The 20,039-nt window shown below is 49.5% G+C and carries 18 protein-coding genes; 11 read left to right on the top strand and 7 right to left on the bottom strand.

Going from position 1 to position 20,039, the window contains the following annotated elements; all coding sequences use genetic code 11:
- A partial coding sequence (locus B7992_RS12770) for an ABC transporter permease subunit (RefSeq protein ID WP_254917711.1) occupies window positions 1-2,097 on the top strand: 2,097 nt, incomplete at its 5' end.
- A gap of 12 nt (window positions 2,098-2,109) precedes the next feature.
- The gene (locus B7992_RS12765; RefSeq protein WP_073156380.1) at window positions 2,110-2,853 is read left to right on the top strand and encodes an amino acid ABC transporter ATP-binding protein; all 744 of its coding nucleotides are present in this window, start codon (window positions 2,110-2,112) and stop codon (window positions 2,851-2,853) included.
- 72 nt (window positions 2,854-2,925) lie between these two features.
- On the opposite strand, the gene B7992_RS12760 is transcribed toward B7992_RS12765, so the two are convergent.
- Window positions 2,926-4,698, bottom strand: a complete 1,773-nt coding sequence (locus B7992_RS12760; RefSeq protein ID WP_254917710.1) for a M6 family metalloprotease domain-containing protein — start codon at window positions 4,696-4,698, stop codon at window positions 2,926-2,928.
- A gap of 308 nt (window positions 4,699-5,006) precedes the next feature.
- On the opposite strand from B7992_RS12760, the gene B7992_RS12755 reads away from it, so the two are divergent.
- A complete protein-coding gene (locus B7992_RS12755) occupies window positions 5,007-7,046 on the top strand; it encodes a glycoside hydrolase family 3 N-terminal domain-containing protein (protein ID WP_088666448.1) in 2,040 nt (679 codons plus the stop codon).
- A 12-nt stretch (window positions 7,047-7,058) separates the two neighbouring features.
- On the opposite strand, the gene B7992_RS12750 is transcribed toward B7992_RS12755, so the two are convergent.
- Genes B7992_RS12750 through B7992_RS12740 form a run of 4 tightly spaced genes read right to left on the bottom strand, consistent with a single transcriptional unit; the run spans window position 7,059 to window position 10,541 of the window.
- Window positions 7,059-7,892 carry a lauroyl acyltransferase gene (locus B7992_RS12750; RefSeq protein WP_254917709.1) on the bottom strand — a complete coding sequence of 278 codons (834 nt, stop codon included), beginning with the start codon at window positions 7,890-7,892 and terminating at the stop codon, window positions 7,059-7,061.
- On the bottom strand, window positions 7,870-8,058 hold the full coding sequence (locus tag B7992_RS17215; RefSeq protein WP_249269463.1) for a hypothetical protein: 189 nt from the start codon (window positions 8,056-8,058) through the stop codon (window positions 7,870-7,872). Before B7992_RS17215 ends, B7992_RS12750 begins: the two co-directional genes overlap by 23 nt.
- The gene (locus B7992_RS12745) at window positions 8,045-9,385 is read right to left on the bottom strand and encodes a UDPGP type 1 family protein (RefSeq protein ID WP_088666447.1); all 1,341 of its coding nucleotides are present in this window, start codon (window positions 9,383-9,385) and stop codon (window positions 8,045-8,047) included. Before B7992_RS12745 ends, B7992_RS17215 begins: the two co-directional genes overlap by 14 nt.
- Before the next feature lie 7 nt (window positions 9,386-9,392).
- On the bottom strand, window positions 9,393-10,541 hold the full coding sequence (locus B7992_RS12740; RefSeq protein WP_073156392.1) for a phospho-N-acetylmuramoyl-pentapeptide-transferase: 1,149 nt from the start codon (window positions 10,539-10,541) through the stop codon (window positions 9,393-9,395).
- Between the two features lie 131 nt (window positions 10,542-10,672).
- On the opposite strand from B7992_RS12740, the gene B7992_RS12735 reads away from it, so the two are divergent.
- The 8 genes from B7992_RS12735 (at window position 10,673) to B7992_RS12705 (ending at window position 17,418) form a co-directional block, all read left to right on the top strand.
- Window positions 10,673-11,056, top strand: a complete 384-nt coding sequence (locus B7992_RS12735; protein WP_073233972.1) for a hypothetical protein — start codon at window positions 10,673-10,675, stop codon at window positions 11,054-11,056.
- Window positions 11,057-11,065: 9 nt separating this feature from the next.
- The gene (locus B7992_RS12730) at window positions 11,066-11,935 is read left to right on the top strand and encodes a Cof-type HAD-IIB family hydrolase (RefSeq protein ID WP_073156395.1); all 870 of its coding nucleotides are present in this window, start codon (window positions 11,066-11,068) and stop codon (window positions 11,933-11,935) included.
- 27 nt (window positions 11,936-11,962) lie between these two features.
- The gene (locus B7992_RS12725; protein WP_073283119.1) at window positions 11,963-14,446 is read left to right on the top strand and encodes an NPCBM/NEW2 domain-containing protein; all 2,484 of its coding nucleotides are present in this window, start codon (window positions 11,963-11,965) and stop codon (window positions 14,444-14,446) included.
- A gap of 50 nt (window positions 14,447-14,496) precedes the next feature.
- On the top strand, window positions 14,497-15,540 hold the full coding sequence (locus B7992_RS12720) for a glycosyltransferase (RefSeq protein WP_254917707.1): 1,044 nt from the start codon (window positions 14,497-14,499) through the stop codon (window positions 15,538-15,540).
- Between the two features lie 53 nt (window positions 15,541-15,593).
- Window positions 15,594-16,283: a hypothetical protein gene (locus tag B7992_RS12715; RefSeq protein ID WP_073233966.1), complete on the top strand. Its 690-nt coding sequence runs from the start codon at window positions 15,594-15,596 to the stop codon at window positions 16,281-16,283.
- A 203-nt stretch (window positions 16,284-16,486) separates the two neighbouring features.
- Window positions 16,487-16,900, top strand: a complete 414-nt coding sequence (locus B7992_RS12710) for a hypothetical protein (RefSeq protein WP_073156407.1) — start codon at window positions 16,487-16,489, stop codon at window positions 16,898-16,900.
- Window positions 16,901-16,956: 56 nt separating this feature from the next.
- Window positions 16,957-17,103, top strand: a complete 147-nt coding sequence (locus B7992_RS16755) for a hypothetical protein (RefSeq protein WP_158535404.1) — start codon at window positions 16,957-16,959, stop codon at window positions 17,101-17,103.
- A gap of 24 nt (window positions 17,104-17,127) precedes the next feature.
- Window positions 17,128-17,418: a hypothetical protein gene (locus B7992_RS12705; RefSeq protein WP_073156410.1), complete on the top strand. Its 291-nt coding sequence runs from the start codon at window positions 17,128-17,130 to the stop codon at window positions 17,416-17,418.
- A 73-nt stretch (window positions 17,419-17,491) separates the two neighbouring features.
- On the opposite strand, the gene ilvN is transcribed toward B7992_RS12705, so the two are convergent.
- Window positions 17,492-17,986 (bottom strand): acetolactate synthase small subunit, encoded by a 495-nt coding sequence (ilvN, locus tag B7992_RS12700; protein ID WP_073156413.1) that lies wholly within the window; start codon window positions 17,984-17,986, stop codon window positions 17,492-17,494.
- Window positions 17,987-18,007: 21 nt separating this feature from the next.
- Complete coding sequence (ilvB, locus tag B7992_RS12695; RefSeq protein WP_073156416.1) at window positions 18,008-19,726, bottom strand: biosynthetic-type acetolactate synthase large subunit; 1,719 nt, start codon at window positions 19,724-19,726, stop codon at window positions 18,008-18,010.
- Window positions 19,727-20,039 lie beyond the last annotated feature (313 nt).

Raw genomic sequence — 20,039 nt, 5'->3', positions numbered from 1 at the left:
AAGAAGGTGGGTGTGCAGATTGGTAACACCGCCGATATTTATGCTTCTGAATATGGTGGCGATACTGCCAAGATCGATGTGGAACGTTTCACCAAGTTGGCCGATGCTGTTCAGGCTCTAAAGCAGGGCAAGATTGACGCTGTTCTTCTGGATGACCAGCCGGCAATTTTCTTTGTGAAGCAGAATCCCACTCTCCGCGTTCTGGAAGAGACTTTTGTCGAGGAAACTTACGCTGGCGTTATTGCCAAGGGTAACGAAGGTCTCTTGGATACCTTCAACCTGGTGCTGAAGGAAATGCACGAGAATGGCATTTTCGATTCCTTGATGGCTACTTATATCGGCGGTACCGGTTCTTACCATTACACCCAGAAGGTGAAGGAAGGAAAACCTCTGGTGCTGGCTACCAATGCCCAGTTCCCGCCTTACGAATATCACGAAGGTGAATTCATCGTCGGTCTTGAAATCGAGTTGGCTTATTACCTGGCCGATAAGATGGGTCGCGTGCTGGAAATCCAGGACATTGAATTTGATGCTGTAATCAATGCGGTAAGTTCTGGCAAGGCTGACCTTGGCTTGTCTGGTTTCACTGTTACTGAGGAACGCAAGAAGTCCATTAACTTTACCGACAAGCTGGTGGATAATAAGGTGGTCGTCATGGTTCGCAGCGATGTTAAGGCTAGCGAACTTGACAATAAGGTTTTTGCAGTTAGCGATCTTGGTCATAAGAAGGTGGGTGTGCAGATTGGTAACACCGCCGATATTTATGCTTCTGAATATGGTGGCGATACTGCCAAGATCGATGTGGAACGTTTCACCAAGTTGGCCGATGCTGTTCAGGCTTTGAAGCAGGGCAAGATTGATGCTGTTCTTCTGGATGATCAGCCGGCTATTTTCTTTGTGAAGCAGAATCCCACTCTCCGCGTTTTGGATGAAGCTTTCGTTGAGGAAACCTACGCAGGTGTTATTGCCAAGGGTAATGAGGGCTTGCTGGATACCTTCAATCTGGCTTTGAAGGAAATGCATGAAAACGGCATTTTTGATTCCTTGATGGCTACATATATTGGCGGCACCGGTTCTTACCATTACACCCAGAAGGTGAAGGAAGGAAAGCCTCTGGTGCTGGCTACCAACGCCCAGTTCCCGCCTTATGAATATCATGAAGGTGAATTCATCGTCGGTCTTGAAATCGAGTTGGCTTACTACCTGGCCGATAAGATGGGCCGCGTGCTGGAAATCCAGGACATTGAATTTGATGCGGTCATTAATGCAGTAAGTTCTGGCAAGGCAGACATTGGTCTTTCTGGTTTTACCGTTACGGAAGAACGTAAGAAGTCCATTAACTTCACCGATAAGCTGGTGGACAACAAGGTGGTGATTCTGGTCCGTACTGGCGAAGTGGAAGCCTCCCAGGAAAGTTTTGGCGAAAAGTTCCACAAGAACTTCATCAAGGATAACCGCTGGAAGTATATTGGCGAAGGTCTCCGCAATACTTTGGTGATTTCTTTCTGTGCAGCACTTCTCGGTATTTTGATTGGTTTCATTGTGGCCATGGTCCGCGTGAACCACGAGTTTAACGGCAAGTGCAAGATTGGCAACTGGATTTGCAAGGCTTACCTGGCAGTGATTCGCGGTACGCCTATGATGGTCCAGCTGTTGATTATCTACTACATCGTGTTTGCCTCCGTGAACGTGAATAAGTTGCTGGTGGCGATTATCGCTTTCGGTATTAACTCCGGTGCCTACGTTTCTGAAATTATCCGCGGTGGCATTAAGGCTGTGGATCCGGGGCAGATTGAAGCTGGCCGCAGTCTTGGTCTAAAGTTCAGAACTGTGATGATCCATGTGGTTTATCCCCAGGCATTCAAGAATTCTCTGCCGGCTTTGACTAACGAATTTATTTCCCTCATCAAGGAAACTTCTATTTGCGGCTACATCGGTTTGACTGACTTAACCCGCGGCGGCGACATTATCCGTAGTTTGACTTACGAAGCCATGTTCCCGTTGATTTCTGTGGCTATCGTTTACTTCATCATCGTGGCAGGCCTTTCCGCTTGCGTCTCCCGTCTTGAACAGAGACTGAAGAAGAACGAACGTTAAGGAGGTGCGACAATGAGTGAAAAGCAAGTAATGATCGAAGTGAAGGATCTTTGTAAGTCTTACGGCGAAAAGCAGATCCTGAAGAATATCAATGTTGAATTTCATAAGGGTGACGTGGTGGCCATTATCGGACCTTCCGGTTGCGGTAAGTCCACTTTCCTGCGTCAATTGAATTTGCTGGAAAAGCCTACCAGCGGCGATATTCTGCTGGACGGCAAGAGCATTCTTGACAAGAAGGTTTCTAAGCCCACTATCCGTGCCCGTGTAGGCATGGTGTTCCAGCAGTTCAACCTGTTCAAGAATATGACTGCCTTAGAAAACATCATGTTTGCTCCCGTTAAGCTTGGTCGTGTGACTAAGGCTGAAGGGGAAAAACTTGCCAAGGAATTGTTGGAACGTGTTGGCTTGGCTGATCGTGGGGATCATTATCCTGCACAGCTTTCCGGTGGCCAGCAGCAGCGTGTGGCTATTGCCCGCGCCGCCGCCATGAATCCTGAAGCCATTTTATTTGATGAACCCACCAGCGCCTTGGACCCGGAAATGGTGGGCGAAGTTCTGAAGATTATGAAGGACTTGGCTCAGTCCGGCATGACCATGCTGGTAGTGACTCATGAAATGGGCTTTGCCCGCGAAGTGGCTAATCGCGTGCTGTTCTTTGCTGACGGAATTATCAAGGAAGACGGCACTCCTGCTGAAATCTTTGACAATCCCAAGGACCAGCGCCTAAAGGACTTCCTGGCGGCCATCAAGAAGTAGCCGGCACTGTCGTTACGAACTTGAAAAGGGTCGCTGGTGCGGCCCTTTTTTAATGTTCTTTGAATTGGTGGATTAACGGATTCGAATAACGGATTGGCGCAGTGCCTTTCCGTTTTTTGTTACGCGCATTAGGTAGACGCCTGTCTGCTTGGGGGAAGCCTTTAGGGCGTTTCCGTTCATGTCAAAGTACTGGATTGTGGCATCGGACAAATCCAGAGAATTGTGGCGAAGCTGGGCGATGGCTGTGGTGCTGGAGTCTGAAACAACTGTAGAATCCTTGCCAGAATTTTCGCCAGAATCGCTGCCGGTTTCTTCGACGGGAATTTTTATGGTAATTGTGAATGACACCTGTTTGTTTTTGTAGACAACAGCCTGCTTGATGGTGAAGGTGTCACCCGGCTTTACCAGGTTAGGCATGTGTCCAACCTTGGTGGTCATGGTGTTGAGATTCACGTTGGAGAATACGATACTGGGGCCGTTCGTATTCCACTTGGCAACGGCGCCCTTGGAGTCAAACCAGTGGCCGGTGCCTTCGCCGGTGGTTTCGCTGTTCAGGTAACCATCGGGTTCAACGGCGTAGAAACTTGCCTTGGTTGCAATTTCGTTTTGTGCAATTCCGAGAGCTTCGGCGACCTTTGCTCCCTGCAAATCGACGGTCACGGGGGCGTAGCTGTCGCTGATGGGCAATTCGGTGGCGAGGGTGATTTCGGTTTCTACGAAAGGTTCTGCATTGTAATCGGTGCAATCGCCACCGAGGCAGAAACTGAGGCTGTTTCCGCTGACACTGACATCTGTAAATTTCAGCCCAGTTTCTGCACCGCTGTACCAGCGGATTGCCGGGTAGAGCGCATCTGAAAATGCACTGTAGGAATTTGTAGCATTAAAGAATGCGCTGGTTCTGCTGCCGGGAGAGGGCCACTGGTCGTTTTCGGGATCGCTGCTGTTGCCCTTGGAATCTGCGTGTACAATTCGCAGCCCCAGTTTATCTGCGGCAGAATTCCCAGAGATGGAAAAGTCGTAGTGCTGCATCAGAATGCCGCTGCCTGTCAGCGATTTGTTTCGTCCATCGTTTTTAACGTAGGACCAGACTAAGCCTTCCTTGTCGGGACGGTTCGGGTTCTTGAAGCGGTAACATTGTTCCCCTGCAGTTGTAGAAATCTTGCCGAGATCTTCTGCGGTTACATCTACAAAGGGAATCCAGCCTTGGTCTGCGCGGTAGAAATCGTTGATTGCAACCGGATTCCAGTCGTTTGCGCGGTTGCCCATGGTGCAGTAGTCACCGTACCAGTAAAGGTCGGGCCAGCCAAAGACCATGTGTCCATTTTCATGAATGAAAACATAGATGGAAAATTTGCCCGGCATGTCGGTCATCTGGTGCTTTTGCAGGCGGACGCCGTCGCGAATTTCGTTGGACCAGCCGGCGTGAGGCCAAAGTCCCTGTCCCCATGTTAGACCGGGACCAGCGTACACGATATTGATGGCTTCGGTAATGCCGTCTTTGTCGTTGTCGTAGCGGGAGTAATCCACTTGGGAATCGAAGTACTCGAATATTTCCTTGACCAAAACATCGGAACCGGAATATCCTTCCAGTTCTTCGTAATAAGACTTGGGATACTTTGCTCGATACCAGCCGAAGACTTCGTTGGTAAAATCCAGTTGGCCATTGGAGACATCCAGATAGTAATCGCGGACGGAACCGTTACAACCATCGCGGTTGAAACCTTCCTTGTTCAGCCAGTCAGAAATCTCTTCCTTGGTGACAGGGGCGGTTTGGTCTGAAAAGTCCACCAATAGGGTGAGGCCGTAGATTTTCCCCTTGGGGGAGGAGTAGTGGCTTTTTTCCATTGGTGGAGCAAACATCACGCTTGTCGTCCCTGAATTTTTCCAGGCGCCTCGCGAGTTGTCAAACTTTGTGATTGCTTCGTCGGGCCAAGCTTGAACTCGCTTTCCCTGATAGACTATGTCTGCAAAGGACGTGCAGCAAAGAGCGAACACTAATCCGCCAAATAACCAATTCTTCAAACATCCCATAATTACACCTTTTTATACAATATACCCAAAAATGAGGCCTGTCAAATCCTTTGTTTTCAATTGTACACTTGATTCGGTGTATTTTTAGTGAATTTAGACCTGATTTTGCTTAAATTTAGGATATGAAGAAAAATCGTCTCCTTTCTGCTGCTGTTACCTTGTTTTTGAGCACAGCAGCCAACGCTGCTGTTCAAGGTTCTGTATTTAATGAATCTGGCGCACCCATTAAGGATGCTGTGGTTAGCATTAAGACCTTGCCCAATCTTTTACCCGATGCCCGCACCCTTTCCAATGCTAAGGGGAAGTTCACTATCAAGGACAAGGTTGCCGATCCTCAGGTTTTGATTGTCCGCAAGACCGGTTTCTTGCCGGAAACTTTGTCTGTGGCCGCTGTCGTCGATCCCAAGAACCCGGCCAAGATTATTTTGAAACGCGATCCCATCGAAGACCAGATTGACTCTTTGATGTCTGGCATGACCATCGATGACATGATTGCCCAGATGACTCAGGCCTTGGTTCCTCATGTAAATTGTGGTAATAGCATTTGCGGTTCTGCTCTTCAGGGCGGTGGCGCTTACGCTGCTGAATTCTACAAGAATGCCTGGGCTCAGAAGATTCCCGTGACTTATGGAAAGGATTGCGTTCATGGTGCCGCTGACCTTATTAATGGCACGGTGTTCCCCCATAACATTGGTCTTGGCGCTACTCGAGATTCTGCCCTGGTTCGCCGTATTGGCCAGGCTACCGCAGAAGAAATGTGGGCGGCTCACATTGACTACAATTTTGCTCCTGCCTTGAGCGTTCCTCAGGATGAACGTTGGGGCCGTACTTACGAAGGCTTTGGCGAAAAGCCGGAATTGGCCATTGAACTGGGTTCCGCATACCTTCGCGGTTTGCAGGGGGATCATTTTGACGCAGAATGGCGTGTTACTGGAACCATCAAACATTTTATTGGTGACGGTGGTACGGCCAAGGGATGGGATCGCGGCGACGTTAAGGCTACTGACGCCCAGATTCGTAAAACCCATTTGCCGCCTTACATTGCTGCTGTAGAACAGGGCGCCCAGAGTGTGATGGCCAGCTTCAATACGGTGCGCGGAGTTCATCAGCATGTGGATTCCCTGCGCCTTACAGGTTGGCTGAAAACGGAACTTGGCTTTGACGGTTTTGTGGTTGCTGACTGGGAAGGTATCCAGCATTCCATTACTCCGGGCAATGCCGGGGATTACTCTGGTAAGATTACCAATATTTCCAGCGAAGAGGCTATTCGCCGTGCCGTTAACGCAGGCATTGACCTGGCCATGGTTCCGTCTTCTGCGGAATCGTTCGTAAGCACTCTGACGGAATTGGTGAAGAATAAGAAGGTTTCCGAAGATCGTATTAAGGATGCTGTCCGTAGAATTCTTCGCGTGAAGATTCGCGCAGGCCGCCTGGAAAATCCCAATGGTCCTGCAAAGTATGTGGGCGTTGTCGAAAATATCGGTAGCGCAGAACATCGCGCCATTGCCCGTGAAGCCGTGCAGAAGAGTCTTGTTGTTCTGAAGAACGAAGGCATTCTGCCCTTGGCTAAGGATGGCAAGATTTTTGTGACCGGATCTCATGCCGACCATACGGGTCTTCAGAGTGGTGCCTGGACTTTGGGCTGGCAGGGAACCCGTGGCGAAGTTCCTGGTGCAACTTCCATTTTGGCTGGCGTAGATCAGGTGGCTAAGGGCGCTCGTGTAGAATCTGCTGACAGTGCCAATACGGTTCTTTATGTGATTGGTGAATCCCCTTATGCTGAATGGTTCGGCGATTTCCGTGAAAAGGATTTTAATAATAAGTTGTTTACAACGGAACGTTCCCACACCACGCACTTTGAAAGTACCGACGTGAACCTCAAGGAAATCAAGGCTTGGAAGGCTGCTGGCAAGAAGGTGATTCTCGTTCTGGTGGCTGGCCGTCCGTTGCCTATTACCAAGTTGATCGATGCCGTTGATGGTTTCGTGATGGCTTGGCTTCCGGGTAGCGAAGGTGCTGGCGTTGCCGATGTTCTTTTCGGTGATGTAAAGCCTACGGGCAAGTTGCCTCACACTTGGCCCAAAGACGCCAAGCAAATTCCCATTAACGATGGCGACGGAAAGAAGGGCCTGTTCCCTTACGGCTTCGGCTTGACTTATTAAGAATGCTGTGAATTACACGCGAAAATTTCCGTGGTAGTTCCAGCTCCATTCCGACGGATTTTCAGAAATCCAATTTTCAATTTCTTTGGCGATACTGGACGTTAGGCTGGTACCGCTAATTTTTATTTGATCCGTGGAATTATTCCGCTGATCAAATTTCGGAGGATAGTACGTTTCAAAACGGATGACGATTTCGTTCTTGCCGCGGTGTTGATTGCCGCGACACCCTTTTTCGCGGGACCCTTCGCAGTTGCTTGCTGCGCGGGTGAAGGTGCGGAAGGTGACGATACCCGCACCCATCTGGTTTACTTTTTCGGGTAGTCGCAGGTAGAGCGTGCTTGGCATTCCGAATAGCGTTTCCGTACAGCCTTTGGTATGGCGCCCTTGATCCACCACCATGGCGAGAATGGCATTTCCTTTCTTGTTCAACTTTGCTGGCGGCGCAAATAGGTTCCGCAACAGTTGGGACAGTTCGTCGGGGTGATACTCTGTCAGATGTTCATCACTGCGCAGTTCCTTCAGAAGTTGTCGCGTTGCTTCGTCACCGACGGAATCCGTAATCAGGTGGACGTTGTCGCTGTAACGGCAAAGGCTGCGATGCAATAATTCAAAGGCTCCCTGATGAATGCTGATTGCGGCAAGGGGCAGGGGCGTTCCGTCAGAACTTTTACTGCGGGTCAAGGCTTCCATCATGACGTTTTCGTTTTCGTAGACGATCCTGTCTGTGGTTCGCTTAAGTCGTGCCAGCCCGCGGTAAGAATCGATGGCGTTCCAGTAGATTCCCCGGAAAACATCGTCTGCGGTACACTTTGCTGTAAAACCCCTAAAGGCTCTTGCTTTCTGCAAATGCGCGACCGTTCTCCCGTAAGCCCGCTTCTGGTGAAGAGCCTTGTATATGGGAAATGCCACAATAAAAAGAGCTGCGAAAAACCAGTTCGGCATTCGCAGCAAAATATTCAAGGCTGTTTTGTAAAAGGTCAGCTTCACTTTTGCGGGGCTTATTCTTCGTCAAACTCCAGGATGCTCTTACCCAGTTCGCGTTCGAAAACTCGGCGGGAAAGTCCTTCGCCGGCATAGCTAAGGGCGGGGGAGATTTCGTAAAGTTTGTCGGCCTTCACTTCGCAGTGAGCCTTCTTCAGCCATTCCTTGTGGAGCTTACCGATCATGATACGGGCGGTCTTGGGACTGTCGTTTCCTTCGGCATTCTTAACCGGGCTGAATTCCTCTTCGCGGATAACACCGAAGGGCATCATGGTTCCCAGCTGGGGGAATGCGTCAAACAGGAACTGTTCAAACTTCCAGCACTGTTCAATGCCGCAAACGGTCTTGCGGGCAGTGTGCCAGGGGAGCTTGCTGGTCTGCAGCTTACGAAGACCTTCCAACTTGAAAAGGTGAACGGCAATATTTCCGCCATCGAAAGTCAAGCTTCCGTCGGGGTTCTTCATGTCGCGATATTCTTCGGGAAGGTCGCTGTATTCCACGACGCCGGGCTTCTTGTTCTGGAAGGCAAAAATGCCAACCTTTTCGTTGGGGCCGGCCTTGGGAACAACCTTGGAGGCACTCATGCTGCGGCCTTCGCTGGCGAGAGCGCCAATAAAGGCAGGGTCGCAAATGCGGCAGAGGGCGTTGTCGACACTGTAGAGGAACACGTAACGAACTCCACGCTCAATGAGCCATGCCAAAGAACCGCTCTGGGCCAGGGCGCGGAAGCAACCTCCGTTTCCATCGGGAACCAGGGCCAGATGATCTTCGCCATCCAGCACAGCCTTTCCGTCGGGAGTCAAGGCGCAAATGGTGCCCTGTTCAAAGAAACGGATGTTCTGGCGGTCCATGCCAAAGAAATTATTTTCGGTAAAGAAGTTGACTGTGGCCTCGTGGTTGAGAGGGCTAGTCATAATGCACCAGGGAATGGGATGGCCTACCTGGGCTGCCAAGTTCTGCAGACGTTCTGCCTGCAGCTGGAACAGACTCTTGTGGCTGGGGATGCCGATGTCGAACATGCCCTTGGGACCTTCAAAGCCAAGGCGGGAACCTTGTCCACCGGCTACCAGGAATGCGGCTACTTGACCCTTGCCCAGAAGAATTTCGCCCGTTTCCTTCCAGAAGTCGTAGCGTAAGTCATCTGCTGCAATCTTGAAAGGCATAGGCTGCAGGTCTGCAGAAACATTGTCGCTTAAGTTAGCGGCGGATTTTTCTGCGTGCAGGGCCTTCAGTTCGTTCCAGTCCTGGCTTGCGATATCGCGTTCAAGATTCTTGCGGGCATCGCCGCTCAGGGTTTCCAAATGCTTCAGCAGGTCGTCCTGACCGGCTGCCTTCAAAACTTCAATAATATCTGCCATTATCAAGTTACCTAATACCGAAGAAAATCACCATGCTGACAATCAAGGCGAAGATGCTGATCAAGTGCATTCTCCACACGATCTTGGAATTCATCAGGGGCTTGCTGGGGAAACGTCCGTCCCACTTCTTCTGGAAATGATGGTGCAGAGGGGCGCAAAGGAAAATGCGTCGACCTTCACCAAAGGCCTTCTTGGTAATCTTGAACCAGGTAATCTGGAGAAGCACGGAGCAGGCTTCAGCAATGATGATGATGCAGACGATGGGAAGGAAGAGACCTGCCTGCACGAGAATGAACATAATGCCGATAGCTGCACCGAAGCCCACGGAACCGGCATCGCCCATGTAGATTTCTGCCGGAGGGCTGTTAAACCATAAGTAAGCCAGCAGAGAGCCTGCAATGGACATGGCCAGGGGGAACAGTTCATCGCAACCCGGCAGGTAGGGTACGTGCAGGTAGTTACTGAAAATGAAGTTGCCGCTGACGTAGGCCACCAGACCGACAAAAACCATGCTAGAAAGAATAGGCACAGAAACAAGGCTGTCTAGACCATCGGTAAAGTTGGTTCCGTTGGCGGAAGCCGCAATGACGAAAGTCATGAAGCCCACGAAAATCCAGTTGGGCAGGTGAATCTGGAAAACGTTGATGGGGCAGAAGGGGATGGTCAGGTCGCCCTTAAGTTCGGGAATGAACTTATAGCAGAAAATTGCCACCACCAGACTAAACAGGAAATACAGGAACAGACGCAGGGAACTGGAAATGCCGTCGGCCTTGTCCATATAGTCGGCTGCAGTGAGCTTGCCCAGCTTGATCAGTCGTTTGGCTCGTACCTTGGCGATATCGTCGATGGCGCCAACCGCAGAGAAGGCGGCCAGCACGGCCAGAGTCGAAATGGTGTAGCCGTTCATCTTGCAAACGAGGAGGGAGACAATTTCTACCACGACTACAAGAAGGAGACCGCCCATAATGGGGGGAGATTTGCTCTTTCCGTCCTTGTCGAAGTCGCTAGTGGCATCCAGCGCCTGCAACTTGCGGATGTAAATGGGCATGAAAACCATGACCATGATGATGGAAAGCATGGCGGCAACACCTGCGCGGAACAGACGGCCGTCGAAAAGATCAATGCTGGTTAAGTGATAAAGCCACTGGCAAAGCATAATTCAGTTATCAGTTAACAAAAAACTGTTTTACAAAAAAAGAAAAAATACGGGTCCTCATACACACATCAAATAGGTAGGTCAAATTTAAAAACATTTGTTCGTTCTGTTATTTTTCTAAATTGTATTCTATGGAAAAATTGCATATTGATTGCCCTCACTGTGGCGCCTCTTTTGATGTTGAACTTCAGGGCGAAAAGGCTAATATGATGGTCTTTTGCTGTGCCCAATGCAAAACACCCCTGATGTACTGTCACGGGGAAGTGGGCGAACTGGATCGCGATGAATTTGCAAACCTACGCAAAAAGTTAAGTCGCGCCATAGAGGCCGCCGTTAGCCGTGATGGCTCCCTGGCTGGAGTTGCCGATGCACTCCGTCAGATGGTGGATGCTTCCAATGCTATCGCCGAAGAAAGGGAACCGGAACCTAAGGCTCCCATTACCGACGAATCCCTGGCGGCCCTCCAGAAGGAACTGGATGAAATGGATGCCGAAAGCTTCCTGGACCAGCTTTAAGGGGCCTGTATGAAAATCCTTTTCTCTGACCTAGACGGTACTTTGCTGACCGACGAGAAGCTTATCCTTGACGAGGATATGGCTGCCATTCAGCATATGTTGGATCAGGGAAACAAGTTCCTTATTACGACTGGACGTCCACTGACAAGTGCTAAAAAATTGGCCAAGAAGTATGGATTCTTCAAACCTGGCTTTTTCCTGGTCAGCTTTAATGGCGGACTTATTTACGATTGTGCCACCGAGCAGCCGATCCTTACCCGACGTATTCCCGTAGAATCCGTCAAGTCCATTATGGATGCCGCCCATTCCTGTGGTATGCACGCCCATACCTATGCCGGTGACCTGGTTATTTCAGAATATGAGACGGACCAACTGAAAAAGTACTGCGAAACGATGATGATGGACTACCTCGTTGTAGACAACGTTGTGGAGTACTTCGCCTCTCTAGAAAGTGAAACGGCTCCGGTTGCCCCCGCAGTCCCTATCAACGTGGTCATAAAGCCGTCTCCCATCAAGGTGAACGTCATTACCCCCTTCGGACACGGAAGCCTCGAAGAATTCCGAACCGAAATGCGTAAAACCACTGCCGGCAACCTGTTTGACGTTTTTAGCAAACCTGAAATGCTGGAATTTTCAAACCTGAAATCCAACAAGGGTGACGCTGTTCGATTCATGGCGGATTTCTATAAAGTCCCTCTGTCCGATACGATTGCCTGCGGTGACGAAGAAAATGACTGTCCCATGATCGAGGCCGCCGGTCTTGGCGTTGCCATGGTCAACGGATCCGAAATTGCCAAGTCCAAGGCAGACTACATTACCGAAGCAGACAACAATCATGGCGGAATTGCCGAAGTCATCCGCAAGTTCGTGATTAGATAAGATCCAATCTTTTCTAGATTTGGGTCCATGAAAAAATGGTTCGCCTCCCTTAACCTTGGGAAGAAGGAAGCATCCATTGCTGCAGCAACGCTTGCGGTTATGGTTGTAGCCTTCTTGATTTTTAACAACCTGACAGTTCCTTTCGCTAGACGTTGGGATATTGACTGGGGTTATTATTCCATCTTGTTGACCTTCATTTTGCTGTTGGTCGGTGTCGTTATAAACATCCCTTCGACCTCTAAGCATTTGAAGTCGTTCCTGCCCTCAGGAAAGCCTATGTGCGGCTTTGTCCTGGTGACCTTGATTTTTTCTGTTTTCATGTTTGGAAACATCGGAAATACCCACCGGGTCCTCAGTGATGAAACTAGCTGGGAGTCTATGGGCCTGCAGATGTATTTCCAGCATACAGGGGGAATTTGCAACGAAGGTATCTGGAATGGCGACGTTCTGGATTGCAAGAATGAAGTAAATAACTTCAAGGGCAAGGCTCTAGGATTTGTCTATTCCCTGGTGTTTAACTTTGCAGAACCGAATCGCGATACGGCCTTGTTGGTCAATTATCCGTTCTATTTGCTAAGCCTGCTGTTCTTCTTCCTGGCATTATCAAAATGGTTTAAGAATGGCTGGACGGCCCTGGCGGCAACAGCATTCCTGGGTGGTATGCCTATATACTTGTTGCAGGCCCGTTCCGCGTCTACCGAAGTGCTTTATATTTTCCTGCTCTCGGTACTTATGGCCTGGTACGCCTTTGTTCCCGCCAACAAGGTGAACTGGAAACATTTCATGCTGACTGTTCCCTTATTGGGCTTCTTTGCCCAGACCCGTCAGGAAACCGTTTTTGCGTTTATTCCCTTTGCCCTTTATTATCATAAGTATTTCCTGGAAAAGGTACATCGTCTGCCCCTCTTTGTTCTGGCGGTAATTACCGTCAGCTGGCCCTCTGTAAATACCATGGCCGCTTATCGAGGTTATGATTTCCAGGGTGGGGAGCACGCCGCTCATTCCTTTGAAAACTTGTGGTTCAATCTGAAGACTAATATTGAAGTCATGCTGAACCTGAAGGAAGACCCCTCCTTCGGCGGCATTATGATGAACCCCTTCTATACCAGTTTTACCATTATCCTGTTGGTGGCAACGGTGTGGCTTCTGGTTCGTGCAGTTGCCTTTAAGCGTTACCGTAAGGGATTGCTACTCGGTCTAACGTTCTGTCTCCAGATTTTCGTAATCATGTTTAACGTGTCTGGAACTTTTACCATCGACATCAACCAGCGATACGTACTTGTCGCCTTGCCGCTGTTTGCCCTGATCATGGCTTTGGGCCTTTTCGATGCTCTTCAGTTTGCAACTAAAATGCGTCTCGATGCCGCAGGCAAGATTGTCGCCTTGATCGCTTGCCTTATGTCTGTGGGGCTGATGGTCTATCACGGAAACAGCTATCGCAGCAATATGCTTTACTACAAGAACAAATTGCTGGGCGAAGAAGATTACCTGAATACGGCTTTGGCCTCGTATCCCGAAAAGTCAATTTTCATCTATTCTCGTCCCTGGCAGATGCTGGCTTCTGGTCACAGCGCCTTTAGCGAACGAACCTTCATGGGTTGGGATACTGAAACATTCGCCAAGTGGTCCCAGGTTTCCAATGGCAATATCTATCTGGTCCGAGGCCAGGACGGCTATGGTGAATTGAACCGCAAGAGCCGAGTGGTTGGCTTCAAGACTACGACCCAGATTGACGGCATCCTTAACGACTATAAGAATGAACGCGTCCTGCTGGAACCTAAACTGTTTGGCTATCCTCTGGCGATTTACAAGATCATTGCCAAGAAGGGCGTGTCCGCTTACCAGCAGAATATGTTTGTCTCCGAAATGGAAAACAACAGCTTCGTGGTCAGCAAGATGTTCCCCGAGTCCATTACCTGCCAGTATAGCTTGAACGGCGAACTGCAGGAAGATCTCGTGGTCTCCCTGAATTCTGATACGCTGCAGCTTGATTCTGCAAAAATCAGGGCCGGTATGAACCGCGCTAGCCTTGAATGTCTGATGCCCGATAACGACACCATGCGCGTGCTTAAGGACTTCTTTATCGAAGATCCTAATGTTCTGCTTCTTTCATCCCTCAAGATTGATAGTTATTCTCAGGATTGGGGCTCTCCCCAGATTAATGAATCCGTAGAACATCATCGTCTAACGCTAGATGAAGAAGTCTTCCGCTACGGTATCGGTTCCCATGCAAATTCCAGCATCGTGTTCAAGCTGCCTGCATCATATAGCGTGCTGCACTCCGTTATTGGTCTAGATGACGAAAGTGCTTGCGGTGATGGTGCCAGCTTCATCATTACAGGCGACGGGCGTGAATTGTTCCGCAGCAAGCGTCTGTACCCGACAGAAAAGCAGTCTATCGATGTGGACGTCGCTGGCGTAAAAACGATTGTGCTGGGAATCGACATGGGCGGAAACAAGGATTGCGACCACGGTGACTGGGCCAACATCTGGCTGGAGAAGGCTAAGTGAAAGTCCTAGTGGCTCCTTTGGATTGGGGCCTTGGGCATGCCACTCGGTGCGTGCCCGTTATTCGTGAGTTCCTGCGTCAGGGCGCCAAGGTCGAACTGGCTGTGGTAAAGTCCAACGCGGGATTGCTGCGTCGGATCTTTCCGAACCTGCGTCAGCATCTGGCTCCCAGCTACAATATTGTATATCCGAAACATGGCTATAACATGGGGCTGTGGCTTTTGAAAAATGGAGCCCATCTAAATAAGGTGATTCGTTTTGAACGGATGTATGCCGAAAAAATGGTGGAGTCCCATGGCTTCGACGTCCTTTTTTCTGATAACCGATTTGGTTTTTACAGCAGGAAGGCGAAGTCAATCTACATGACGCATCAGCGCCGTATTGCGTTCCCTCCGATGCTATCGGCTTTTGAACCTACGGGAATCTTGTGGCATGCTGCCGTCATGCGCCATTTTGACGAAGTCTGGGTTCCTGACTTGCCGGAATATCCGGGCTTTGCCGGAAGAATGTCTCACGTTTCCCTTGCGCCCCGTCCTATAAAGTTTGTGGGGGCCCTGTCTAGATTTGCGGGGCAGGAGACTCGACAAAAAGAACAGGCGGCGCCGAAGTACAAGTTTGTTGCCGTGGTTTCTGGCGTGGAACCGGCCCGAAGCCGTTTTGAAAATATGCTGAAAGAGGCTTTTTCAAAAATTGAAGGACGCCACGCTATTATCATGGGACGTCCCGCTCTGGGTGTAAAGAACTGGAACGAAGGGAATGTGGATTTCTTTACCCACCTGGAAGATGAAGCCTTTGCCGAAACCATTCAATCTGCAGATTGGGTTGTTTCCCGTGGAGGATATTCGACCATTATGGATATGGCCGTTCTCAAGGCGAAGTGCATTTTTGTTCCGACTCCCGGACAATACGAACAAGTTGTTCTTGCCCGTGATTTAGCGGAAGCCAGGTCTGCGTTGACTATTGATGAAAAGAACTTTGACGACCGTAGTTTGTTGCAAATGATCTCTCAATCTTCGGATGACGTTCGGCTCCCTGATACCCCAAAAAATGAACTTTTGAAACAGGCCGTTCTGCAATCCTTTAGAAAAAGAGTTTGATAAAAAAATTGGTACCGTAATAAAAAAAGTCTAACTTTATAAAAAGAGAATTTATGCCTCAGTTTGTATTAGCCTTTCCCATGACCTGCGAAGCTTCCGCTCCGGTGGTTATCAACGAAAATGTAACCTTGGCCGCCGATGCCAAGTCTGCCATTATCCCTGGCTGTACGGTCATGTTTAATGTGGTTCGCAAGGAACATGTTGATGGACTTGCTGGAATCTTCAGGGAACACCAGGATATTTCTGCCGATGCCGCTTCCGCTATCGAAGCTCACAAATCCTTGCTGTTCCTGCTGGGAGAAGCTAAGAATGTTGACGAAGTGAATCAGGTGAACATGGCAATTCTCAAGATGTTTTCTGCAGGCGCCCTGGGCGTTTACATGCAGCAATCCGGTGCCGCCTGGAGTGTCGAGGGGTTCCGCGAAGAAGTGGGGGATGGAGAATATCCCATGGACCCGTGGATTAATTTCGTAGAAAATGGAGACCTTCTCTATACCCTGGGCTTGGCCTGCTTTGGCTTGCCGGATCTTTGTGTCTCAGCTTCCGAAGAAGATGCCCAGAGCAAGTTGCTTTTTGTGGCAGACGCCTTGTTTGGTGATGGCATTCCGGCAAAATCCGGTTCTGAAGTGGATCTTGAAGAAGACGGTATTTATGTCCTACGTCTTGAAACCAAGAATCCCTTCCCCAAGGATTCACCGGAATTTAACCGTCAGGGTATTTTCCGCATCGTTAAGAAAAAGTAAAACGAAAACAAAAACACCCAACCTTGCGGCTGGGTGTTTTTTTGGGGGGTTAGGAGGAGAACAAAGAGTTCTTGATTGTTAAGATAGTAATCTCCGTGAAATTTTGGCAACTCAAAGTGGTTAAATTTTTTTTGAGTGTTATTTTTATCACAATGCAATTCGATTATATTTGTCTTATTAGCAGAAAAAATCTTGGAGAAGATATGAGTTGTAGAATTTTGATGCGCTTTGTAGGCGAAACGGACCAACTTTCTGGTGTTTATGACGAAATTATGGAAAGTTTCCCTGATGCAGAGCTCCCAAGTGAAGACTGCGGCGAATGGTATTCTGTAGACGACGTCATGATGGACGAGTATGAATGCCGTTTTGAGGAATTGCCTGAAAGCGCCCTGATGGCCATGGACGGATCCATTTTTGTGGAAGATGAACTGCCCGAGGAATTCTTTGCTGAACTGATGGAACGCTTCGAGAAAGTCTTCGGAGCCTTTAAGTGGGCCAGCCTTGATGTAGGCGTAGGTTGTGGCACCAGTGATGGCTGGGGAGAATTTAACCCGGAATACGCAGACGATGGTTCTGACGAAGCTAACGAAATTTCAGAAGCTGTTATAGGATTTTAATATGAATTACAATGTAATTACCGCAGAAGAACTTCAAAAGAATCCGATCAAGATGATTGAAGGTTTTGGTCTGCAAGAAACTTTTCGCCCAGAAGTTTGATGAACAAAGCTTCATCGACAAGAGCATTCTTGATCGCTGGTACGCAAACGATTCAATGCACACCTTGTACATTGCTGAAATCGAAAAAGTTCTGGCAAAGTGACGCCTTTAGGTGGTTCGAGACTTTATGAATAAAGGAAAATCTCCCGATAGACAAGAAGAAATACTCAATACTCTTGGGCAAAATCTTGATGAGATGTTGGCGATTCTAGAAGAAGATTCTGACCGGGCTCGCGCAGGCTGGGATCACGCTGCTGCTTCGCTTACCGCATCGAAGATGACGGGGGAGGAACTTCGCCAGAAGTGCAAAAAATACATTCCCGTTCTTCGCAAACTTTTGAAGATTCCACCAGTTTGTTATCTGTTTAGGTCCGTGATTGAGTTGGCTGACAAATACTCCTGGCTAAAAAAGTCTTAGGAATGAAATAAGGAAAACCCTCGGTGAATGTGAACCGAGGGCTTTCTTAATTGGTCAACAAAGCGTAATAAAACTAAGTCTTGTCTTCACCGCGGAGCATGATGACCTTACCGGTGCGGATGTATTCGACGATTTCGAACTTCTGGCACAGGCTCTTCATGGCATCGATCTTATCGGTGTTGCCGGTAATCTGGATGATCATGGAGTTTTCGGTCATGTCAACGGTAACAGCCTTGAAGTGATCGCAGAGCTGCAGGATTTCGGTACGCTGTTCCGGAGCGCAACGAACCTTGATCAAGGCAAGTTCCTTTTCCACCACGTTCATGTTGGTATGGTCCTTGGCCTGCACAACGTCAACCAGCTTTTCCAGCTGCTTGATGATCTGCATCAAGATTTCGGGATTACCGTGAGCCACAATGTTCATGCGGCTGAAGTTGGGGTCCAGCGTGGGGGACACGACCAGGGAGTCGATGTTGTAACCACGGCGGGAGAACACCAGAGCGATGCGAACGAGCACGCCCGGGCGGTTTGCGACTAACAAGCTAATAGAATGAGCTGTAGAAATCATTTTTTTATCTCCTTTCCGTGATTAGGTCGATCCAGTCGGCTTGTCCAGCTGAGTCTTGGGCTGTTCAGTAATCATGGAGGTCAAAGGTGCACCTGCCGGAATCATGGGGAACACGTTGTCTTCCTTTTCGCATTCGCACCAGATCACGATAGGACCGTCGTTGTAGTCCAGAGCCTTCTGGATCATGCGTTCTGCATCGGCAGCGCGCTTGATGCGGAGACCCGGGATACCGTAGGCTTCTGCCAGCTTGACGAAGTCAGGGTTGCCCTGCATGTCGACACTGGAGTAACGGTGGTCGTAGAACAGTTCCTGCCACTGACGCACCATGCCCAGGTACTTGTTGTCGAGAACGAAAATCTTGATGGGCAGCTTGTGGATTGCTGCGGTTGCAAGTTCAAATTCGGTCATCTGGAAGCCACCATCGCCGCTGAAGCTGCAGACGGGCCAGCCGGTGGTGTTGCCGAATGCTGCACCGATTGCAGAGGGCAGGCCGAAGCCCATGGTGCCTGCGCCGCCACTGGAGTGGAGCTGGCGGGGGTTGTTGATCTTGAAGAACTGTGCAACCCACATCTGGTGCTGACCCACGTCGGTAGTGACGATTGCCTTACCCTGGGTAAGGTCGCTAACGGTCTGCACGATGTGCTGCATACGGAGACCACCCTGCTTGGGGTAGGTCAGCGGGAAACGCTTCTTCCAAGTCTGGCAGGTCTTGACCCATTCTGCGGAGTCCAGCTTAGAAACGAGGGGCAGGAGCTGTTCCAGAACCATCTTGGCATCGCCGCACATGAACACATCCGGCTGGAGAACCTTGCCTTCTTCGGCGGGGTCGATGTCGATGTGCATCTTGATGGCGTCCTTACAGAACACTTCAAGCTTACCGGTGATACGGTCGTCCCAGCGGGAACCGATGGAGAGAATCAGGTCGCAGTCAAGCACAGCCTTGTTTGCGTAAACAGTACCGTGCATGCCCAGCATACCGAGAGAAAGTTCGTGGTCGGTGGGGAAGGTGCCGAGGCCGAGGAGGGTGCAAGCTACGGGAGCCTGGAGCTTTTCTGCCAGTTCCTTAACCTGACGGGCTGCGCCAGAAATCATAGCGCCGTGGCCAACGAGGAGCAGGGGCTTCTTGGACTTCTTCAGGAATTCAGCAGCCTTTTCTACGGTTTCTGCAGGAGCGTAGGTAGGAATCTTGTAGCCGGGAAGGTCCATCTGATCGGTGAACGGTGCGGTGCAAGCGCCGGCAGTCACATCCTTCGGGAGGTCGATGAGCACGGGGCCCGGACGGCCAGTACGTGCAATGTGGAAAGCTTCCTTCATGATGCGGGGAAGATCGTTGGGATCTTTGACCAGGTAGGAGTGCTTGACGGCAGCGAAAGTCATACCGCTGGTATCGCATTCCTGGAAGGCGTCCTTACCCAGGTTCGGAGTGGTGGTCTGAGCGGCCAGCACAACGATGGGGCTGGAATCCATGAGGGCAGTGTAGATGCCTGTAAAGGTGTTGGTAGCACCCGGGCCGGAAGTAACGAGGGCAACGCCGACCTTGCCGGTCTGACGAGCATAGCCATCAGCCATGTGAGTTGCGCCCTGTTCGTGACGGGTGAGGACAACCTTGATGTTGGAATCAAGAATTGCGTCAAACATCGGAATTGCGGATCCACCAGGATAGCCGAAGATTGTGTCGATGCCTTCACGCTTGAGGCATTCGATGATCACTTCTGCGCCGCTTAAGGTTTTATTTGCCATAAAATTTCCTATTTCGGATGGTTTATAACTTTTATAATATGGCGAAAATATAGTCAAACATAGGGTAAATGGTAAGAGTTTGATGAAATTATTTTGAAAAAATGATGGTTTTGGAATGCAAATTTGGGGAAATTGGTCTTTTGTTTGATTAAAAACACGTTTTTATTTCTGTAAATGTTGCCTCATGTTGTTTTTTGTTCGCTGAAAATGAACGTTTTGGACTGATGAACCGTGAAAATAAAAGGTTTGAATGCCTTTTGGGAACTGAAAAACCTTTCCTTGAATGCGGAATTATAAATGAAAGCAAAATGTA

The organism is Fibrobacter sp. UWH1 (genome assembly GCF_002210365.1).
Classification (GTDB): domain Bacteria; phylum Fibrobacterota; class Fibrobacteria; order Fibrobacterales; family Fibrobacteraceae; genus Fibrobacter.
Note: the sequence above shows the minus strand (reverse complement) of the source record. Positions and strands in the feature narration are given on the sequence as shown.

Coding starts and splice junctions, on each gene's coding strand:
- ilvB (WP_073156416.1), bottom strand. CDS start 19,726: ATGGCAAATAAAACCTTAAGCGGCGCAGAAGTGATCATCGAATGCCTC.
- ilvN (WP_073156413.1), bottom strand. CDS start 17,986: ATGATTTCTACAGCTCATTCTATTAGCTTGTTAGTCGCAAACCGCCCG.
- B7992_RS12760 (WP_254917710.1), bottom strand. CDS start 4,698: ATGGAAAAAAGCCACTACTCCTCCCCCAAGGGGAAAATCTACGGCCTC.
- B7992_RS12755 (WP_088666448.1), top strand. CDS start 5,007: ATGAAGAAAAATCGTCTCCTTTCTGCTGCTGTTACCTTGTTTTTGAGC.
- B7992_RS12730 (WP_073156395.1), top strand. CDS start 11,066: ATGAAAATCCTTTTCTCTGACCTAGACGGTACTTTGCTGACCGACGAG.
- B7992_RS12765 (WP_073156380.1), top strand. CDS start 2,110: ATGAGTGAAAAGCAAGTAATGATCGAAGTGAAGGATCTTTGTAAGTCT.
- B7992_RS12740 (WP_073156392.1), bottom strand. CDS start 10,541: ATGCTTTGCCAGTGGCTTTATCACTTAACCAGCATTGATCTTTTCGAC.
- B7992_RS12745 (WP_088666447.1), bottom strand. CDS start 9,385: ATGGCAGATATTATTGAAGTTTTGAAGGCAGCCGGTCAGGACGACCTG.
- B7992_RS12715 (WP_073233966.1), top strand. CDS start 15,594: ATGCCTCAGTTTGTATTAGCCTTTCCCATGACCTGCGAAGCTTCCGCT.
- B7992_RS12735 (WP_073233972.1), top strand. CDS start 10,673: ATGGAAAAATTGCATATTGATTGCCCTCACTGTGGCGCCTCTTTTGAT.
- B7992_RS12705 (WP_073156410.1), top strand. CDS start 17,128: ATGAATAAAGGAAAATCTCCCGATAGACAAGAAGAAATACTCAATACT.
- B7992_RS12710 (WP_073156407.1), top strand. CDS start 16,487: ATGAGTTGTAGAATTTTGATGCGCTTTGTAGGCGAAACGGACCAACTT.
- B7992_RS12725 (WP_073283119.1), top strand. CDS start 11,963: ATGAAAAAATGGTTCGCCTCCCTTAACCTTGGGAAGAAGGAAGCATCC.